A 15,927-nucleotide genomic window follows, 5' to 3' on the forward strand; every position below is an offset into this window, starting at 1 on the left:
ACTTGAGTGGCGAGGCGCGCAATGGAATACGTGAAATTCGGGTCGACCGGGCTGGACGTGTCGAAGCTGGTATTGGGCTGCATGACGTTCGGCGAGCCGTCGCGCGGCACGCACCCGTGGACGCTGCCGGAAGCGGAAAGCCGCCCGATCATCCAGCGGGCAGTCGAGGCCGGCATCAACTTCTTCGACACCGCGAACATGTATTCGGACGGCACGTCGGAGGAGATCGTCGGCCGCGCGCTGCGCGATTTCGCGAAGCGCGACGACGTCGTGATCGCGACGAAGGTGTTCTACCGGATGCGGCCGGGACCGAACGGCGCCGGCCTGTCGCGCAAGGCGATCATGACCGACATCGACCAGAGCCTGAAGCGGCTCGGTACCGACTACGTCGATCTCTACCAGATTCACCGCTGGGATTACGGCACGCCGATCGAGGAGACCCTCGAGGCGCTGCACGACGTCGTCAAGGCCGGCAAGGCGCGCTATATCGGCGCGTCGTCGATGTTCGCGTGGCAGTTCGCGAAGGCGCTGCACACGTCGAAGCAGAACGGCTGGACCCGCTTCGTCAGCATGCAGAACCACCTGAACCTGCTGTATCGCGAAGAGGAGCGCGAAATGCTGCCGCTGTGCGAGGACGAACGCATCGCGGTGATCCCGTGGAGCCCGCTCGCACGTGGGCGCCTGACGCGCAACTGGGACGAATCGTCGGAACGGCAGCAGAAGGACGACGTCGGCCAGCGGCTGTACGACGCGACGGCCGACGCCGACAAGGCGGTCGTCGACGCCGTCGCGGCGATCGCCGCCGCGCGCAACGTGCCGCGCGCGCAGGTCGCGCTGGCGTGGGTCGCGCAAAAGCGCGGCGTGACCGCGCCGATCGTCGGCATTTCGAAGCCGCGGCAACTGGACGATGTGCTCGGCGCGCTCGCGCTGAAGCTGACCGACGACGAGATCGCCACGCTCGAACGCCCGTACGTGCCGCACGCGGTGGCCGGGTTCAACTGAGCGGCAGCGCGGGCGGCGCCGGTGCCGGCGTCGCGATCAGCGCGCGGTGGCGAGCATCGGGTAAGTGAACAGGCCGAAGTGGACGACGTTCAGCCCCGCATGCGCGAGCGCGGCGGCGAGCAGGCCGCCGCGTCGCCACGCGAGCCCGTAGCCGATGCCGGCCACCGTGCCGAGCACGATCCACGGCCAGCCGCCGGCCGCGTGCGCGGCGCCGAACAGCACCGCGCCGGCCGCGAGCGCGACCCACGGGCCGCATGACCACGCGCGGAGCACGCGGGTCAGCCCGCCTTGCACGTAGCTGCGGAACAGCGCTTCCTCGGCGAGCGTCACCAGCAACACGTTATTCGCGAGCCACAGCCAGCCGGACGGCGGCCATTTGGGCGCCCAGCCGACCATCCCGAACGCGAGCGCGCCGGCCAGGCACGCGGCCGCCGTCGCGACGGCCGCCACCACGCCGGTGCGCAGCGCGCGCGACAGCGCGACGTCCGGCGCGACCCACGGCAGCACCCACAGCAGCCACAGGCCGACGAGCGGCTTGTCGAAATTCAGGTACATCGTGAACGGCACGGCGTCCGGCGTGAAGCGGATCGGCCCGATCACGCGCGGATTGTGGAAGCCGGGAATCAGGTGCAGGCTCAGCGCGATCGCGAGCGCGGCAAAGACGAGGTGCGCGGCGATGCGTACCGCGAGCGGGCGCGCGGGCAGCACGCCCCAGCCGGCCGCGATCAGCAGCGCGATCGGCGCGAGCGCGATCGGCGCAAGCTGGCCGAACGCCAGCGCGCCCGCATAGCCGAGCGCGGCGAGGCCGATGCTCAGGCCGTGCAGCGGGCGATGCCACGCGAATGCGGCGGCCGCGAACAGGGCGACCCAGATCGTGGCGCACGGAAGGAGCGTAAGGGACATGACGGGAAACGGATCGGCGGACGAGACGCCGCGCATCATACAGCAGGCGCCGTGACACGCCGCCGGGCAGCGGGCCAGCCGCGCGTCAGCGGCCGGCGGTCTCGGTCACGCCGCTGCGGCCCGGGATGTCGACGCTGTTGCGCGCGCGCATCCGCCGCCGATACCAGAACGTCCACAGCAGCAGGCAGCTGAACACCGTGTAGCCCATCACCGGCGACACGACCAGCACGCGCTCGACCGGCCAGTTGGCGACCATCCACCAGCGCAGCAGCATTTCGATCGTCATGATGGCGCCCCACACGAACGTCATCCGCCGCAGCATCTGCCGCAGGCCCGGCTGCGCGTCCCAGACGGCTTCGAAGTGCGCGGCGCCGCCGTCCATCTCGCGGGCCACGGTGGCGCGGGCCAGATAGTAGATCAGCGGGCGTTCGCGGAACAGCGACAGCAGGAACACGATGCCGATCGTGCCCGACCCGATCGATTCGCGCATCAGCAGCGTGCGCGGGCTGCCGCCGAACGCCATCCCGACGATCGACAGCGTGATGCCGAGCAGCACGATGGCCGCCACCGCGTCGATGCGGCGCGAGCGGATGAATTCGACGATCGACCAGACGATCGGCGGAACCGCCGATGCGTACAGCGCGCCGGTTTCGCCGAAATGCGGATGCGCGACCCGATAGGCCACCCAAGGCAGCACGAGGTTGACGAAGAGTTCGAGAATCAGTCCGGCTCGCGGTTTCACGGTGCGCCATTCCACGCAGGTTGGGGCGGACGCGCGAAAGGCGTGGTTGCCCCCGGTTGCCCCGAAAAGGGTTCGGTCCAGTATATCGAAGAATCGGGCGGGGTTGCGGTGTCGCTTGCCGGCACGGCGAGCCGCCGTACTCGCGTGCAGCGGCCGGCGGATCGATCGGCGCACGCGGCGGCGGGGCGGGGACGTCCTGCACGATCGCGCCGTCGCGTGGCGTCGTGTCGCGGCCCGTCGTCGATCGGGATGCGTTGGCCGTGCGCGAGCCGGCGCGGCGCGGCATGAATCGATGCCGCGGCCGCGCGCGGGCGGTCAGGCGAGGGCCGGCTGGACGATGATCTTCACGTTGCGGTCCTTGTGATTGACCAGTTCCTCGAAGCCGTGCGCGACGATGTCGCCGAGCGCGATGCGCCCGGTGATGAGCGGCTGCACGTCGATGCGGCCATCCGCGATGAAGCGGATCACGTCCGCGAATTCGCCGTTGTACGCGAGCGAACCGATCACTTCCTTCTCGGTCGACACGATGTCGAAGAAGTTGAACGGCGTCGGCTCCTCGAAGATGCCGACCATCACCGACTTGCCGGCCTTGCGGATCACGTCGATCGCGAGCTTCGCGGTGGCCGTGTGGCCGATGCACTCGAACGACACGTCGGCGCCGTAGCCGCCCGTCAGTGCCTTGACTTCCGCGATCGCATCAGAGGCCTTCGGATCGATCACGACGCTCGCGCCGACCTCCAGCGCCTTCTGCTTGCGCGCGGCCGACATCTCCAGCGCGATCACGCGTCCGGCGCCCGCGGCCTTCGCGCACATGATCGTGCACAGGCCGATGGTGCCCGCGCCGACCACGACGACGGTCTGCCCGACGATGTTGCCGGCCTTCTTCACCGCATGCAGCCCGACCGCGAGCGGTTCGATCAGCGCGCCGGCCTCGGTCGGGAAATCGTCGGGCAGCTTGTACAGCAGTTCGGCCGGCACGTTCACGTATTCGGCGAACGCACCGTTGTTCATCAGCCCGGTGAACGCGAGGTTCTCGCAGATGTTGTACAGCCCGTGCCGGCAGTACCAGCAGGTGCCGCAATGCTGGCATGCGTCGGCCGTCACGCGGTCGCCGACCGCGAAGCCCGACACGCCCGCGCCGAGTTCGGCGATCTCGCCGCTGAACTCGTGGCCGAGGATGCACTGGCCTTTCAGGCCGGTGAGCGGATGCGGTGCGTCGACCGGGATGAACACCGGCCCGGCGACGTATTCGTGCAGGTCGGAGCCGCAGATGCCGCACCAGTGCACGCGGATCGTGACCCACCCGGCGGGCGGGCGCTCCGGAACGGGAACCTGTTCGACGCGGATGTCGTGGCGGCCATGCCAGACGGCGGCTTTCATGCTGGGCGGGGCGGTCGATACCGGTGTGCTCACGTTGCTGTCTCCATCAGGTTGTCGTCGGGCGTGCGGCGACGCCGCCGGTGCGCCCGTCGCGCGATTGCGCGATCGACCGGTATGCAGGAACGGGGCCAGCGCGAATCGGGGCGGTGCGGGGCGGTCGGAAGGGGGGGCGCGGGCGCGCTGCATCATGGCGGATTGCGCCGTCCGGTAAAGGCTCGGAAGAAATGGCGTGTCGGATTTGCTGCGATAGCGAAACGGCGAGTCGAATGAGACGCCGGGACGTTCGTCTCAGCGCAATGAGACGAATCGCGAGACGAACGGTGACGGGAACCGCGGTTCGACCCGCGTTCAGGCGAGCACTTCGTCCACGGCAGCCGTAGCGAGCGGCGTGAATCCGGCGGCACGGTACAGCGGCCGGCCGGCTTCGGACCCGGCCTCGTCGAGCGGGAACAGCGTGGCCGGTGCGAGGGAGGCGGTCGGCATGCGTAGATGTTCAGCGTTGTCGGAGCGAAGCCAACGGCTTAGACCAGGACGCCTCCGTCGCGCGTCGCGCCGGCCATTGCCGTCATCGCCGAAACGGATCGTTGCGCACGCTACCCCTTTACTTGAAGTTAACTTCAATTTGTATCATGTGCGCCAGTCCGATTGCGCTCGCGTGCGACATCCCGTTGCACGCTGCCGCTTCGATGGCGGTGAAGACGACCGAAGCGCCTGTCGCGGCCGGTGCCGCCATGCTGCCGTCGCATGGCCACCGGTGCGCCGTCGCTAGCGCGGCGATCGGTCTGTTCTTGCTGCGCGAACCGATGGGCCGGCGCCGAGTGGAGTGTCTGCGTCGGTCAACCTGCACGGAAATCCGTCAAGCATGCTCGACACCATGGAAAGCCTGATCTGCGAAGAAGACCGGTCGTGCGACGTGTCCGCGTCCCCGTCCGCGCTCGACGAAGACGGTGCGCTGCCGTCGCGCGACGGCGTGGTCGCGCATCCGCTCGCGCCGATCGGCCGTGCGCCGGTTCCGGCGCACGCGACGGCCGCGGTGTCGCCGTTGCGCCCGCAACTGTTCGTCACGGTGCTGGAGGCTGGCGACGACGCACTGCTGGTGCGATGGGTCGAGAGCGGCCGCTGTCATTACGGCGAGCAACGCTGGCGCCTGCGCGTCGCGCTGCAGCCCGGTCGCTGCGCGCTCTCGGGGCAGACGATCGAGCCGGGCGAGCCGGTGTTCCGGCCGGTGCGGCGGCCCGTGCCGGCCAATGGCGACGAGATGATCCACCCGGCATCGGTGCCGGGTAGGGACGGTGCGGCGTGCGACGGGACGCCGGAGGACGGCGACGCACGCCATCCGGCCGATGTTCACGACTGAACCTCGGCCGTCCGGAGGACGACGTTATTTCTTCAGGTCGTGCCGGTACTGGATGAACCCGGCGTTGTTCGCGAGCTTGTCGTACAGCGCGCGTGCGGTCGTGTTGGTCTCGTGCGTGAGCCAGTACACACGGCTCGCGCCGGCTTCGCGGGCCCGTTCGTACACGGCCTCGATCAGCGCGCCGCCCGCGCCTTGCCCGCGGGCGTCGGGCGCCGTGTACAGGTCCTGCAGGTAGCAGTACGGCCCTTCGGTCCAGCACGAGCGATGGTAGATCGCATGCACGATCCCGACCATCGCACCCGACGCGTCGAACGCGCCGAGCACGAACATCGGCTCGGCCGGGTCCATCAGGCGCGCCCAGGTCGTCGCGAACACCGCGTCGCTCAGCGCGGTGTCGTAGAACGTCTGGTAACCCTGCCACAGCGGGCGCCACGCGGCTTCGTCGGCGGCGACGAGCGGGCGCACCGTCACGCGCGTCGCGTCGTTCGCGCGGCTGGCGGCGTCGCGCGCGGCGGCCTGCGCGTGGCGGATCGCGGTGAGCGACTGGCGCTGGTTGCCTTCGGCGTCGAAGTTCTCCGGTGCGAGCCACGCGTCGAACGCGGCGCGAACGTCCGGCCATTCGCCGTCGATGATCGAGAACCACGCGGTGTCGCGATTGCGGGCGCGGTAGACGATCGCCTGCCGGAACGTGCCTTCGTAGCGGAAGCCGAGGCGCGCCGCCGCCTTGCGCGACGGCGCGTTCAGGTCGTCGCACTTCCATTCGTAGCGCCGGTAGCCGAGCGTGTCGAACGCATACTTCATCAGCAGGAACTGCGCTTCCGTCGACACCGGCGTGCGCTTGAGCAGCGGCGAGAACGTGACGGAGCCGACCTCGATCACGCCGTTGGCCGGATCGATGCGCATCAGCGCGAGCGTGCCGACCGCGCGGCCGGTGGCCCGGTCGATCACCGTGTAGTGGAGCGGATCGGTGCTCGCCTGTGCGCCGCGCGCGTAGTCGCGGTAGCTGGACGCGTCGGTGTACGGGCCGTGCGCGAGATAGGTCCAGTCGCTGCCGTCGGGCGCTTGCGCGTAGGCGGCGTACAGATCGGCCGCGTGGCGCTCGGCGTCGAGCGGTTCGAGCCGGCAGTAACGGCCTTCGAGCGCGATGCGCTCCGGGCGCGGACGCGCGGACCAGTCGGGAACGGGGTGGCCGATGGGCTGCTGGAAAGCGTTGGTGAGCGTGGGCAAGGTCGATCTCGCTTCGGTTGGCGGCCGGCGACATGCCGGCATGCAGACGATCGTAGTCGCGGCGAGGTACCATGAGAAGCGCCAGAGAATGGCAAATTTATGGTGCCACGAGCGATGACCGTCAGCCGTGTGCACGCTTGCCGCGCTTACCGTGCGCCGCTGGCCGTACGTCCCGTTCCCGTCTTTCACGCTGCGATGTTCCGATGACGATTGCCTTTCCTTCCGGCGACGCGCCGTCGTTGCCGCTCGATGCGCCGCTGGCGCGCACGCCCGGCGCGCCTTCGCTGCAGCGCCAGTTGTTGCGCCGCGTGCGCGACGCGATTCTCGGCGGCGCGATGCCGGCCGGCACGCGGCTGCCCGGCACGCGCGCGCTGGCCGAAACGCTCGGCGTGTCGCGCAATACGACGGCCGCCGTGTACGAGCAGCTCGTCGCCGAAGGCTTCCTGCAGTCGGATCGTCGCGGCACGCGGGTCGTCGGGCTGTCGCGACCGGCGCCGCCCCGCCGGCGTACCGCGCCGCCGGCCGTCGCGCAGCGGCTCGAGCGGATTCGCCCGAGCCTCGTCGGCACCGGCGAATCGGAGGGCTTCCGGCCGGGCGTGCCGGCGCTGTCGCATTTCCCGGTGGATGCGTGGCGGCATGCGATCGACCGCGCGTTGCGCCGCGCGGGCCGCGACCTGCTGGCGTACGGCGATCCGCTCGGCGAACCCGCGTTGCGCGAATCGATCGCGCGCCACCTGGCCGTCACGCGCGGCGTGCGCTGCGACCCGGAGCAGATCGTGATCACCGAAGGCGCACAGGGTGCGATCGCGCTGTGCGCCCAGTTGCTGACGAATCCGGGCGATACGGTGTGGGTCGAGGAGCCCGGCTATCGCGGCGCGCGCACCGCGATGCAGGCGGCCGACCTCGACGTCGTGCCGATGCCGGTCGACGCGGAAGGGCTGCGCGTGGAACCGGACGACTGGCGCGAGCGACCGCCGCGCCTCGTCTACACGACGCCGTCGAACCAGTTCCCGACCGGCGCCGTGCTGTCGATCTCGCGCCGGCTCGCGCTGATCGATGCGGCGCGCCGCCATCGCGCGTGGATCATCGAGGACGACTACGACAGCGAATTCCGTCACACCGGCGAGCCGATCGGCGCGATGCAGGGGCTCGCGCCCGATTCGCCGGTCGTCTATCTCGGCTCGTTCAGCAAGACGATGTTTCCGGCGCTGCGGATCGGCTTTCTCGTGTTGCCCGACGCGTTGCTGGCCGCCGTGCGGCCGGCGCTGCCGGAGATGCTGCGCGGCGGGACGCGCCACGTGCAGCTCGCGCTGGCCGATTTCATCGAGACGGGCGAGTACGGCCGGCATCTCGGACGGATGCGCCGGCTGTATCGCGACCGGCGGCGTTTGCTGCTCGCCGCGCTCGATAGCAGCCTGAGCGTGCCGCACCAGGTCGAGGGTGGCCCGTGCGGGTTGCATCTCGCGTTGCGGCTGCCGGCGCGTTATCGCGATCGCGCGATCGTCGAAGCGGCGCGCGCGCATGGCATCGGGCCGTTTCCGCTGTCGGGTTTCGCGATCGATGCGGCGCGGGCCGGCAACGGGCTCGTGCTCGGTTTCGGCAATACGTCGGCCGACGCGTTCGAGCCGATGTTGCGGATGGTGTCGACGATCGCGGAGCGGGTCGGCGCGGGTGGCGCGTGATGGTGGGGTGTCGCGATTTCAACGTCCCGCTGCCCGATCGTGATGATGCTGCGCCCGTCGTTCCGGTTCGTTGTCGTTGCATGCATGTCGCGGGTGGCCGTCGGTTACACGGCTGCGTTGCCGAATACCCAAGGAGTGGGCGGGGTCGCGGTGTTGTCGTGCCACTGAACGGAGCGGGTGCCGGCTCGTCGGCGGATGCGGGCCGATGACGGACCATCCGCGGTTCGCGCGCCGTCTGTCGGTGACGTGCGACAGCCTGACGATCGACCGCGGACCGCCACGATGACGCCGGCACGCGCACCGATGCGTGGTGGATATTCGGATTGACGAACCGCGCGCTTTGTTCGAAACGAATGCCGTCGCGGCTTCGCCGCCACGGCGCCTCCCGGCATACGGGTTTCGATTCGTGTGTTCCAACCGGCGCGTGAGCTATAAATGGTTGGGTGTACCGGTGCTTGTCGGGCGCCTGCGCGTCTCGCGCAGGGTGGCGTCGCGGCTGCCGGGGGAGGTGGCACCGTGGTTTGCCAGACGCTTGCTCGCGCCGTGCTTCGCACCGCGTTGATCGGGGGCGTGTTTGCCGGATGTTTGCCGCCGCCCGCCGCCGTCGCCGGCACCCTCGCGCCGCACGCCGCACCGCCGGCGATGAAGGCGCGGATTCCCGCCGCGTCTTACGCGATGCCGGTCGACTTTCCCGCGATCGTCGAGCGCTACGGCCCGGCGGTCGTGACCATCCTGGCCGCCACACCCGATCCGCAAACCGGCGGGCCGGCCTTTGCAGCCCTCGATCCCGACGATCCGCTCGCCGCGTTCTTCCGGCACGGCGCGGCGCCGCCCGCGCAGGGGGCGCAGGCGCCCGATACGCCGCCGCGTGCGGTGTCCGGCAGCGGCTCGGGCTTCATCGTCAGCGCCGACGGCCTGATCGTCACGTCCGCCCATGTGGTCGACGAGGCGACCGACGTGACCGTGCGGCTCATCGACCGCCGCGAATTCAAGGGGACGGTGCTGGCCGTCGATCCGCAAAGCGACGTTGCCGTGCTGCGCGTCGACGCGACGAAGCTGCCGTTCGTGCGCGTCGGCGATTCGTCGAAGGTTCGCGCGGGCGAACCGGTGATGACGATCGGCGCGCCGGACGGGTCGGGCAACACGGTCACGGCCGGCATCGTCAGCGCGACGTCGCGCCGCTTGCCGGACGGCAGCGCATTTCCGTTCTTCGAGACCGACATCGCGCCGAACCCGGACAACTCGGGCGGCCCCGTGTTCAATCGCGCGGGTGACGTGGTCGGCATCGCGGTGCAGGTCTATACGGGCACGGATCGCTACGCCAGCACGACGTTCGCCATCCCGATCGCGTTCGCGTCAAGGATGCGCGCCCAGTTGCGCGCGCAACAGCAGGCGCAGATGCAGACGCAACAGCAGGCTCAGGCGCCCGCGCCGGGTGCGCCGTCGGGCAATGCGTTCGGCGCGGACGTGCAGGACGTCGGCGTCGGTCTGGCCGCGGCGTTCGGGCTGCCGCGTCCGGCAGGCGCGCTCGTCAACGGCGTCGCGCCCGGCTCGCCGGCCGCCGCGGCCGGCCTGAAGCCGGGCGACGTGATCGTGAAGATGGGCGACAAGGCCATTGGTCGCTCGGCCGAACTGGACGACCTGGCCGCCGCGCTGCCGCCCGGCGCGAAGGCGCCGCTGCGCGTGATCCGCAACCGTGCGCCGGTGAAGCTGACGATCGTCGGCGCCGACGACGCGGGCGGGAGCGCGGCCGCCACGGTCGGCATGGCCGCGCCGAAGGCCGCCGCGCGGCCGGGGCCGGCAGCCGGCGACGCAAGCGGCAGCGGCGACCACGGCGACCGCCTCGGGCTGACGATGCACGCACTGAGCGACGACGAGCGTCGTTCGACGGGGCTCGCGGTCGGAATGATGGTGGACGCGGTGCACGGCCCGGCCGCGCGCGCGGGCATCCAGCCGGGCGACGTCGTGCTGTCGCTCAACGACACGCTGCTCGAGACGCCGGACGACGTGCCGTCGCTCGAAGCGAACGGCGGCAGCGTGATCGCCGTGCTGATCCAGCGCAACAACGCGCGGAAGTTCGTCTCGGTGCGCGTGCGTTAGGGCGTTGACGCGGCTGGCGTCGTCCGCCTAACATCGTCCGCTATCGCTGACGGTTCGCCATCCATTCAGGAGCCATTCGGCATGAAAACGGCTTGCTTCATCGTAGTAGCCCACAGGCGCAGGGTCCGGTAGCAGGATCGCGCCGGCACCCATGCGCCCCCGACTCGTTCGGGGGCTTTTTTTTGTGTTGCGCACGGCCGTGCGGCCGGTGCGCGGGAGGGCGTCCGCTTGCCATCGAACCCGTCGACCGTTTCCGACCCGGCGTCGCCGCGATACGCCACGCTGATCCTGCTGTGCGCGTTGTCGGTGCTGCCGCTGAGCCTGTTCCTGCCGTCGCTGCCGGCAATCGTGCGCGACCTGCACACCGACTATGCGCTCGTCGCGCTGTCGCTCGGCGGGTATGCGGCGGTGGCCGCGTCGCTCGAATGCGTGACGGGACCGCTGTCCGACCGCTTTGGGCGGCGGCCTATCGTGCTGACGAGCGTCGCGATATTCGCGCTCGGTTCGCTGGGTTGCGCGATGGCGACCGATATCCGCGTGTTTCGCGGCTGCCGGCTGATGCAGGCGGCGATCACGTCGGTGTATCCGGTGTCGATGGCGGCGATCCGCGACACCGGCGGCGGCGCGCGTGCGGCAAGCCGGATCGGCTATGCGGCGATGGCCGCCGCGTTCGCGCCGATGCTCGGCCCGACGCTCGGCGGCGTGCTCGACCAGACGGCCGGCTGGCGCGCGAGCTTCTGGTTGCTGGGCGCGGTCGGCATCGCGCTGTTCGCGTGGTGCGCGCTCGATCTCGTCGAAACCCATACGCGCCGGCCGTCGAGCTTCGCGCAGCAGCTTCGTGCGTATCCGGCGTTGCTGCGTGCGCGCCGTTTCTGGGCCTATGCGCTGTGCATGGCATTTTCGACGGGCGCGTTCTATGCGTTCCTGGCCGGCGCACCGCTCGCCGCGAAGACGCGGTTCGGCATCGCGCCGGCCGAGATCGGCTTCTATATGGGGACGATCACGGCCGGTTTCGTGGGCGGCAGCTTTCTGGCCGCGCGGGTCGCACGCCGCCATGCGCCGGCCACGACGATCCTGGGCGGGCGAGTCGTGGCGTGTGCGGGCCCGCTGATCGGGCTTGCGCTGATGTTCGGCGGCGCGACGCACGCGCTTGCGTGGTTCGGGCCGTGCGTGCTGGTCGGCATCGGCAACGGACTGAGCAATCCCGGCGCCCATGCGGGCGCGGTGTCGGTGCGCCCGGAGCTGGCGGGCAGCGCGTCGGGGCTGGCCGGCGCGATGACGATCGGCGGCGGCGCCGCGCTATCGTCGTTGACGGGCGCGCTGCTGACCCCGCGCAACGCAGGCTACCTGCCGCTCGCGATGATGCTGCTGTCGGCGGCGATCGCGCTGGCGGCCGCCGTGTGTGTGCGGGCGTTCGACGGGCAGGACGCCGGGCGGTGAGCGCGGGTGCGCCCCGGTACCGGCGCGCGGCCGAATGACGGACAATCCGCCGCATGCCGGGAGACGACGCACGATCCGCGCGCCGCGCGTCCCGACGAGCGCGAAGGGCGACTGGACGAGGATGCGATGAGCGACTTTTCTGATTTCCAGCGGGACATTGCCGATGCCGCGAAGGCGACCTTCAGGGCGTTGCGGGCGTTGCACCCGGACGAGCATTTCTACGCGTTTGCGTTGTACACCGACAGCGGCGCGATGACGGTGGTGCCGGCCGCCAATTCGGTCGAAGGGCTGGGCCGGATCCGCGCGCAACAGGCGGTTGCGGACGACGATCCGTGGTTCGTGTGGGGCGTGTCCGAATGGGCCTACGAGGCGGCCGAGGCGTCCCCGTTCAACGCGATCTGCGGCAGGCTGGCCGACGAAGTGCTGAGCCCGCAGTTCGTCCGGTCGCGATTCGCGGAATTTTCCCGGCAACTGCACACCGACATGATCGAGGCATTGCGGCTGCTCGATCGCGACGGCGTGTTCGGTACGGGCGACGACCGGGCGGCCATCACGCTGTTCGTGTCGATCAGCGACGACGATGCGGCCGAGGCGCTGGAAAACGCGTCGGCGAAAGCGCTGAATCCGCCGGCCGTCGCCGACGCGTTCCTGCGCCGCTACGACTGACCGTCATCGGGATCCCATCCCGCGCGGCGGCCCCTGGCAGGCGGCCGCCCCACATGCCGCGTTACGGCTTCGCGCCGACCACGAATTCGAACGTCGCGACGCCGTCGACGCCCCCCGTCACGCGATCGCCCGGCTGCAGCGCGCCGACGCCGGCCGGCGTGCCGGTGAAGATCAGGTCGCCGGCCTTCAGCTCGACCGACCGCGACACGTACGCGATGACGTCGGGCACGGGCCAGATCATGTCGGCGAGGTCGCCTTGCTGGCGCGTGTCGCCGTTGACCGCGAGCCAGATGCCGCCGGTCGCCGGGTGGCCGGTGGCCGTCACGGGGCGCAGCGCGGTCACGGGGCCCGACGCGTCGAAGCCCTTCGCCCAGTCCCACGGCCGGCTCAGCTTCTTCGCTTCGGCCTGCAGGTCGCGGCGCGTGAGGTCGACGCCGACGCCGTAGCCCCACACGTGCGACAGCGCGTCGGCCGGGTCGATCGACCGGCCGTCCTTGCCGATCGCGACGACCAGCTCGATTTCATGATGGAGATCGTTCGTCAGCGGCGGATAGGCGACCGTGCCGCTGGCCGGAACGATCGCGTCGGCCGGCTTCGCGAAGAAGAACGGCGGTTCGCGGTCGGGGTCGGCGCCCATTTCGCGGGCATGGTCGGCGTAGTTGCGGCCGACGCAGAAGACGCGGCGCACCGGAAAGCGCGCGGACGACTGTTCGACTTCGACGGAGGGACGCTCGGCGGCGTCGATGACATAGGCGGACATCGGAGGGCCTCGTTCGGTAGGAAGACGGATGGCCGGCGCAGCGGCCGGCATGCGTGCAACGATACCCGACGCGCGTGCGCGCGGATGCGACGCAACTGCGCTTTACCGGGACAAAACTACGCGTCGGCGGCCGGCTGCGCGTCGTCGGCGGCGGGCAGCGCGGCGTTGGCGTCGCGGTACGCCTTCGGCGACACGCCGACCCGCGCACGGAAGCGCCGTGCGAAATAGCCTTCGTCGCGGAAGCCGACCGAGCGGGCGATGTCCGCGATGCGCCGGCTGGTATGGGCCAGCAGCGACTGCGCGAGCGCGATCCGGCGCTCGGTCACGAGATCGGTGAAGGTGCTGCCGGTTTCCTTGCGCACCAGGTGCGCGAGGTAGTTCGGCGACAGAAACGCGGCTTCGGCGGTGGCGGCGAGCGTCAGGTCCTCGCGGGTCAGGTTCGCGCGCACGTGGCGCAGCACGCGGGCCAGCGCGTCGCGCCGGCCGGCGCGCTGGGCGCCGCGCTGCGCGAGCTTGTCGAGCGCGCCCGCGTACTGCGTGCAGACGAGCCCGATCAGTTGCAGCAGGTAGCCGCGCAGCAGCGTGGTCGAGCCGAACGTGCGCACGCGATCGGCGTCGAGCATGCACAGCGCGAGGCGGCGCGCTTCGTCGTACGTATCGCCGGTCAGGATGAAATCGAGATGCTCCTGGAAGCGGAACGGCGTGAGTTCGGGGAAGCGGTGCGCGGGCACGTCCTCGAGATCGAGCGGATCGACGTCGAGATCGGCGCGCAGGAACGCCTGGCTGAAGTTGATCACGATGAAATGCGCGCCTTCCGGGTGCGGAATCAGGTGCTCGCGGTGCGGCAGCACGAACGCGAGCGCGCCGCGCGGAAACGGCCGCGTGACGCCGCCGATGCGCTGCTCGGTGTCGCCGCCGAGGTTGAACTGGATCTGGAAATACGCGTGCCGGTGCGGCTCGGTGATCGCCTGGCGCGACGCCTGGTCGCGGATGTAGAAGTCGAGCCGGTCGCTGCGTTCGGGCATCCCGTACAGGCGCGGCGGGGCGGTGGAGGGCATGAAGGATTGTGCTGTTCGTGACGCGGTTGAGCCGCGATGGTACAGCGAACCGGGCGCGACGGCGATCCGTGCGGCCGCGCGGCTTCGCCCGCTGCCGCCCGCGGCGCGGCGCGCGGCGATCATTCGTCCGGGTGGAAGCCGAGATAACGGGCGTGCGGGCTGCGGCTACCTGCACGCTGACTGGTCGCGCCGACCGACACGAGCGCATCCACCGTCGACGTACGGTTCGACACCAGCGTCCACGCGATGGCGTCGTCGGCGCCGGACGGTGCCGGCTCCGCCGCGCGCAGCGCCGTCAGCGCCGCGAGCAGCGTGGCGGCCGGCGGCGCATGGATCGCGAACCCTTCGTTGGCAACTGCCGCCGTATCGATCCCCAAGGCCGCGCAAAGCCGTGCCCGCAGCGGCGTCTCGGCTTCGCTCGCTGCACGCGAGCGCGCGATGTTCTCGCGGGTATTCGCGTCGACGATCGTGCCGCCGCGGACGAACGGTGTCTGCTGCCACGCGTCGGGCGTGCATTGCTTGCCGCCCGGCACCAGCGGCACGAACGGATTGACTTCGGCCGGATAGATCCGGCACACGAGCGGGCGCTCGTCGTAGATCGCGCAACGCAGGTCGTCGAGCAGGTTAGGGCACGGTCCGGCATGGGTCGCGGTGAGCATGATCGTGATGCGGACGGGCAGCGAGCCGCTCGCCGCGGCGGTCGAGCGCACGCGCGGCGAACGCGTTGTCGGGTTCGGGCTCGACGAGCCACGGCATCGCGTCGCACAGCAGCTCCACGTGGCCGCCGCGCTGCAGCCACGCAATGGCTTCGTCGATCGTCAGCGGAATGCGCAGTCGCGGCAGCATCCGCCGCAGCCGTTGCAGGCAAAGTCGATATCGGTTGGGGTGTCGTTCATGCTCGATTCGATACCGATAACAGGGATGTTGCGAAGCGTCGCGGCATGGCCGTGGTGGCGTTTACCGGGCGACCAGCGGCGCGATCCGGCGCCGCAGCTCGGGCACGACGTCGGCGTCGAACCACGGATGGTGCTTGAACCATGCCTGGTTGCGCGGCGACGGATGCGGCAGCGGCAGGATCGCCGGGCCGTAGTCGCGCCAGGCCTGCACGGTGTCGGTCAGCGTCGCCTTGCGCGTGTCGCGCAGGAAATGCCGCTGCGCGTACTGGCCGATCAGCAGCGTGAGCCGGATCGACGGCAGTTCGGCCAGCAGCCGGTCGAGCCACAGCGGCGCGCATTCGGGGCGCGGCGGGTTGTCGCCGCTCGCGCCGCGGCCCGGGTAGCAGAAGCCCATCGGCACGATCGCGAAGCGCGTCTCGTCGTAGAAGCTTTCGGCGTCGACGCCGAGCCAGTCGCGCAGCCGCTTGCCGCTCGCGTCGTCCCACGGGATGCCGCTCGCGTGGACGCGCGCGCCCGGCGCCTGGCCGACGATCAGGATGCGTGCGGCGCGATGCGCACGCACGACCGGGCGCGGGCCGAGCGGCAGGTCGGCTTCGCAAGCACGGCACGCGCGGATTTCGGTGAGCAGCACGTCGAGCGGCGCGCGCGTTCGTTTCGGCATCGATTCGGAGCGGGGATGGAGTGGCAAGGTGCTGTCGCACGAGCGGCACGAGC

General features: G+C 70.5%; 14 protein-coding genes and 1 pseudogene. 6 read left to right on the forward strand and 9 right to left on the reverse strand.

What is annotated here, in order from left to right; all coding sequences use genetic code 11:
* The first annotated feature begins 21 nt into the window (after positions 1–21).
* Complete coding sequence (locus tag QZM72_RS07600; RefSeq protein ID WP_089469939.1) at positions 22–1,002, forward strand: aldo/keto reductase; 981 nt, start codon at positions 22–24, stop codon at positions 1,000–1,002.
* A gap of 36 nt (positions 1,003–1,038) precedes the next feature.
* Here QZM72_RS07600 and QZM72_RS07605 read toward each other — a convergent pair whose 3' ends face one another.
* The 4 genes from QZM72_RS07605 to QZM72_RS07620 form a co-directional block, all read right to left on the reverse strand.
* The gene (locus QZM72_RS07605; RefSeq protein ID WP_089470584.1) at positions 1,039–1,905 is read right to left on the reverse strand and encodes a CPBP family intramembrane glutamic endopeptidase; all 867 of its coding nucleotides are present in this window, start codon (positions 1,903–1,905) and stop codon (positions 1,039–1,041) included.
* An 85-nt stretch (positions 1,906–1,990) separates the two neighbouring features.
* Positions 1,991–2,647, reverse strand: coding sequence for a VC0807 family protein (locus QZM72_RS07610; protein WP_089470585.1), 657 nt, complete (start codon positions 2,645–2,647; stop codon positions 1,991–1,993).
* Positions 2,648–2,962: 315 nt separating this feature from the next.
* Positions 2,963–4,027, reverse strand: a complete 1,065-nt coding sequence (locus QZM72_RS07615) for a 2,3-butanediol dehydrogenase (protein ID WP_089469938.1) — start codon at positions 4,025–4,027, stop codon at positions 2,963–2,965.
* Positions 4,028–4,375: 348 nt separating this feature from the next.
* On the reverse strand, positions 4,376–4,510 hold the full coding sequence (locus tag QZM72_RS07620; RefSeq protein ID WP_256979748.1) for a hypothetical protein: 135 nt from the start codon (positions 4,508–4,510) through the stop codon (positions 4,376–4,378).
* A gap of 379 nt (positions 4,511–4,889) precedes the next feature.
* Here QZM72_RS07620 and QZM72_RS07625 point away from each other — a divergent pair, with 379 nt between their 5' ends.
* Positions 4,890–5,384, forward strand: coding sequence for a DUF3331 domain-containing protein (locus QZM72_RS07625; protein ID WP_089469936.1), 495 nt, complete (start codon positions 4,890–4,892; stop codon positions 5,382–5,384).
* A 24-nt stretch (positions 5,385–5,408) separates the two neighbouring features.
* Here the strand turns inward: QZM72_RS07625 and QZM72_RS07630 are convergent, their stop codons facing one another.
* Positions 5,409–6,611: a GNAT family N-acetyltransferase gene (locus QZM72_RS07630; protein WP_089469935.1), complete on the reverse strand. Its 1,203-nt coding sequence runs from the start codon at positions 6,609–6,611 to the stop codon at positions 5,409–5,411.
* Positions 6,612–6,814: 203 nt separating this feature from the next.
* On the opposite strand from QZM72_RS07630, the gene QZM72_RS07635 reads away from it, so the two are divergent.
* The 4 genes from QZM72_RS07635 (at position 6,815) to QZM72_RS07650 (ending at position 12,499) form a co-directional block, all read left to right on the forward strand.
* Positions 6,815–8,293, forward strand: a complete 1,479-nt coding sequence (locus QZM72_RS07635) for a PLP-dependent aminotransferase family protein (RefSeq protein ID WP_301737735.1) — start codon at positions 6,815–6,817, stop codon at positions 8,291–8,293.
* Between the two features lie 516 nt (positions 8,294–8,809).
* Entirely contained in the window at positions 8,810–10,393 is a 1,584-nt protein-coding gene (locus tag QZM72_RS07640) for a trypsin-like peptidase domain-containing protein (RefSeq protein WP_179233519.1), read from the forward strand.
* A gap of 228 nt (positions 10,394–10,621) precedes the next feature.
* The gene (locus tag QZM72_RS07645) at positions 10,622–11,833 is read left to right on the forward strand and encodes an MFS transporter (RefSeq protein WP_301737736.1); all 1,212 of its coding nucleotides are present in this window, start codon (positions 10,622–10,624) and stop codon (positions 11,831–11,833) included.
* Positions 11,834–11,959: 126 nt separating this feature from the next.
* Positions 11,960–12,499, forward strand: a complete 540-nt coding sequence (locus tag QZM72_RS07650) for a DUF4303 domain-containing protein (RefSeq protein ID WP_089470583.1) — start codon at positions 11,960–11,962, stop codon at positions 12,497–12,499.
* Positions 12,500–12,560: 61 nt separating this feature from the next.
* Here the strand turns inward: QZM72_RS07650 and QZM72_RS07655 are convergent, their stop codons facing one another.
* From QZM72_RS07655 to QZM72_RS07670, 4 genes and pseudogenes are all read right to left on the reverse strand, one after another.
* Entirely contained in the window at positions 12,561–13,259 is a 699-nt protein-coding gene (locus QZM72_RS07655; protein ID WP_089469931.1) for a fumarylacetoacetate hydrolase family protein, read from the reverse strand.
* A gap of 116 nt (positions 13,260–13,375) precedes the next feature.
* A complete protein-coding gene (locus tag QZM72_RS07660; RefSeq protein ID WP_089470582.1) occupies positions 13,376–14,317 on the reverse strand; it encodes a helix-turn-helix transcriptional regulator in 942 nt (313 codons plus the stop codon).
* Positions 14,318–14,436: 119 nt separating this feature from the next.
* Positions 14,437–15,213: pseudogene (locus QZM72_RS07665) on the reverse strand (YkgJ family cysteine cluster protein).
* Positions 15,214–15,274: 61 nt separating this feature from the next.
* The gene (locus tag QZM72_RS07670) at positions 15,275–15,874 is read right to left on the reverse strand and encodes a uracil-DNA glycosylase family protein (RefSeq protein WP_089469930.1); all 600 of its coding nucleotides are present in this window, start codon (positions 15,872–15,874) and stop codon (positions 15,275–15,277) included.
* Positions 15,875–15,927: the final 53 nt, after the last annotated feature.

This window comes from Burkholderia sp. AU45388 (assembly GCF_030481585.1).
GTDB lineage: Bacteria > Pseudomonadota > Gammaproteobacteria > Burkholderiales > Burkholderiaceae > Burkholderia > Burkholderia sola.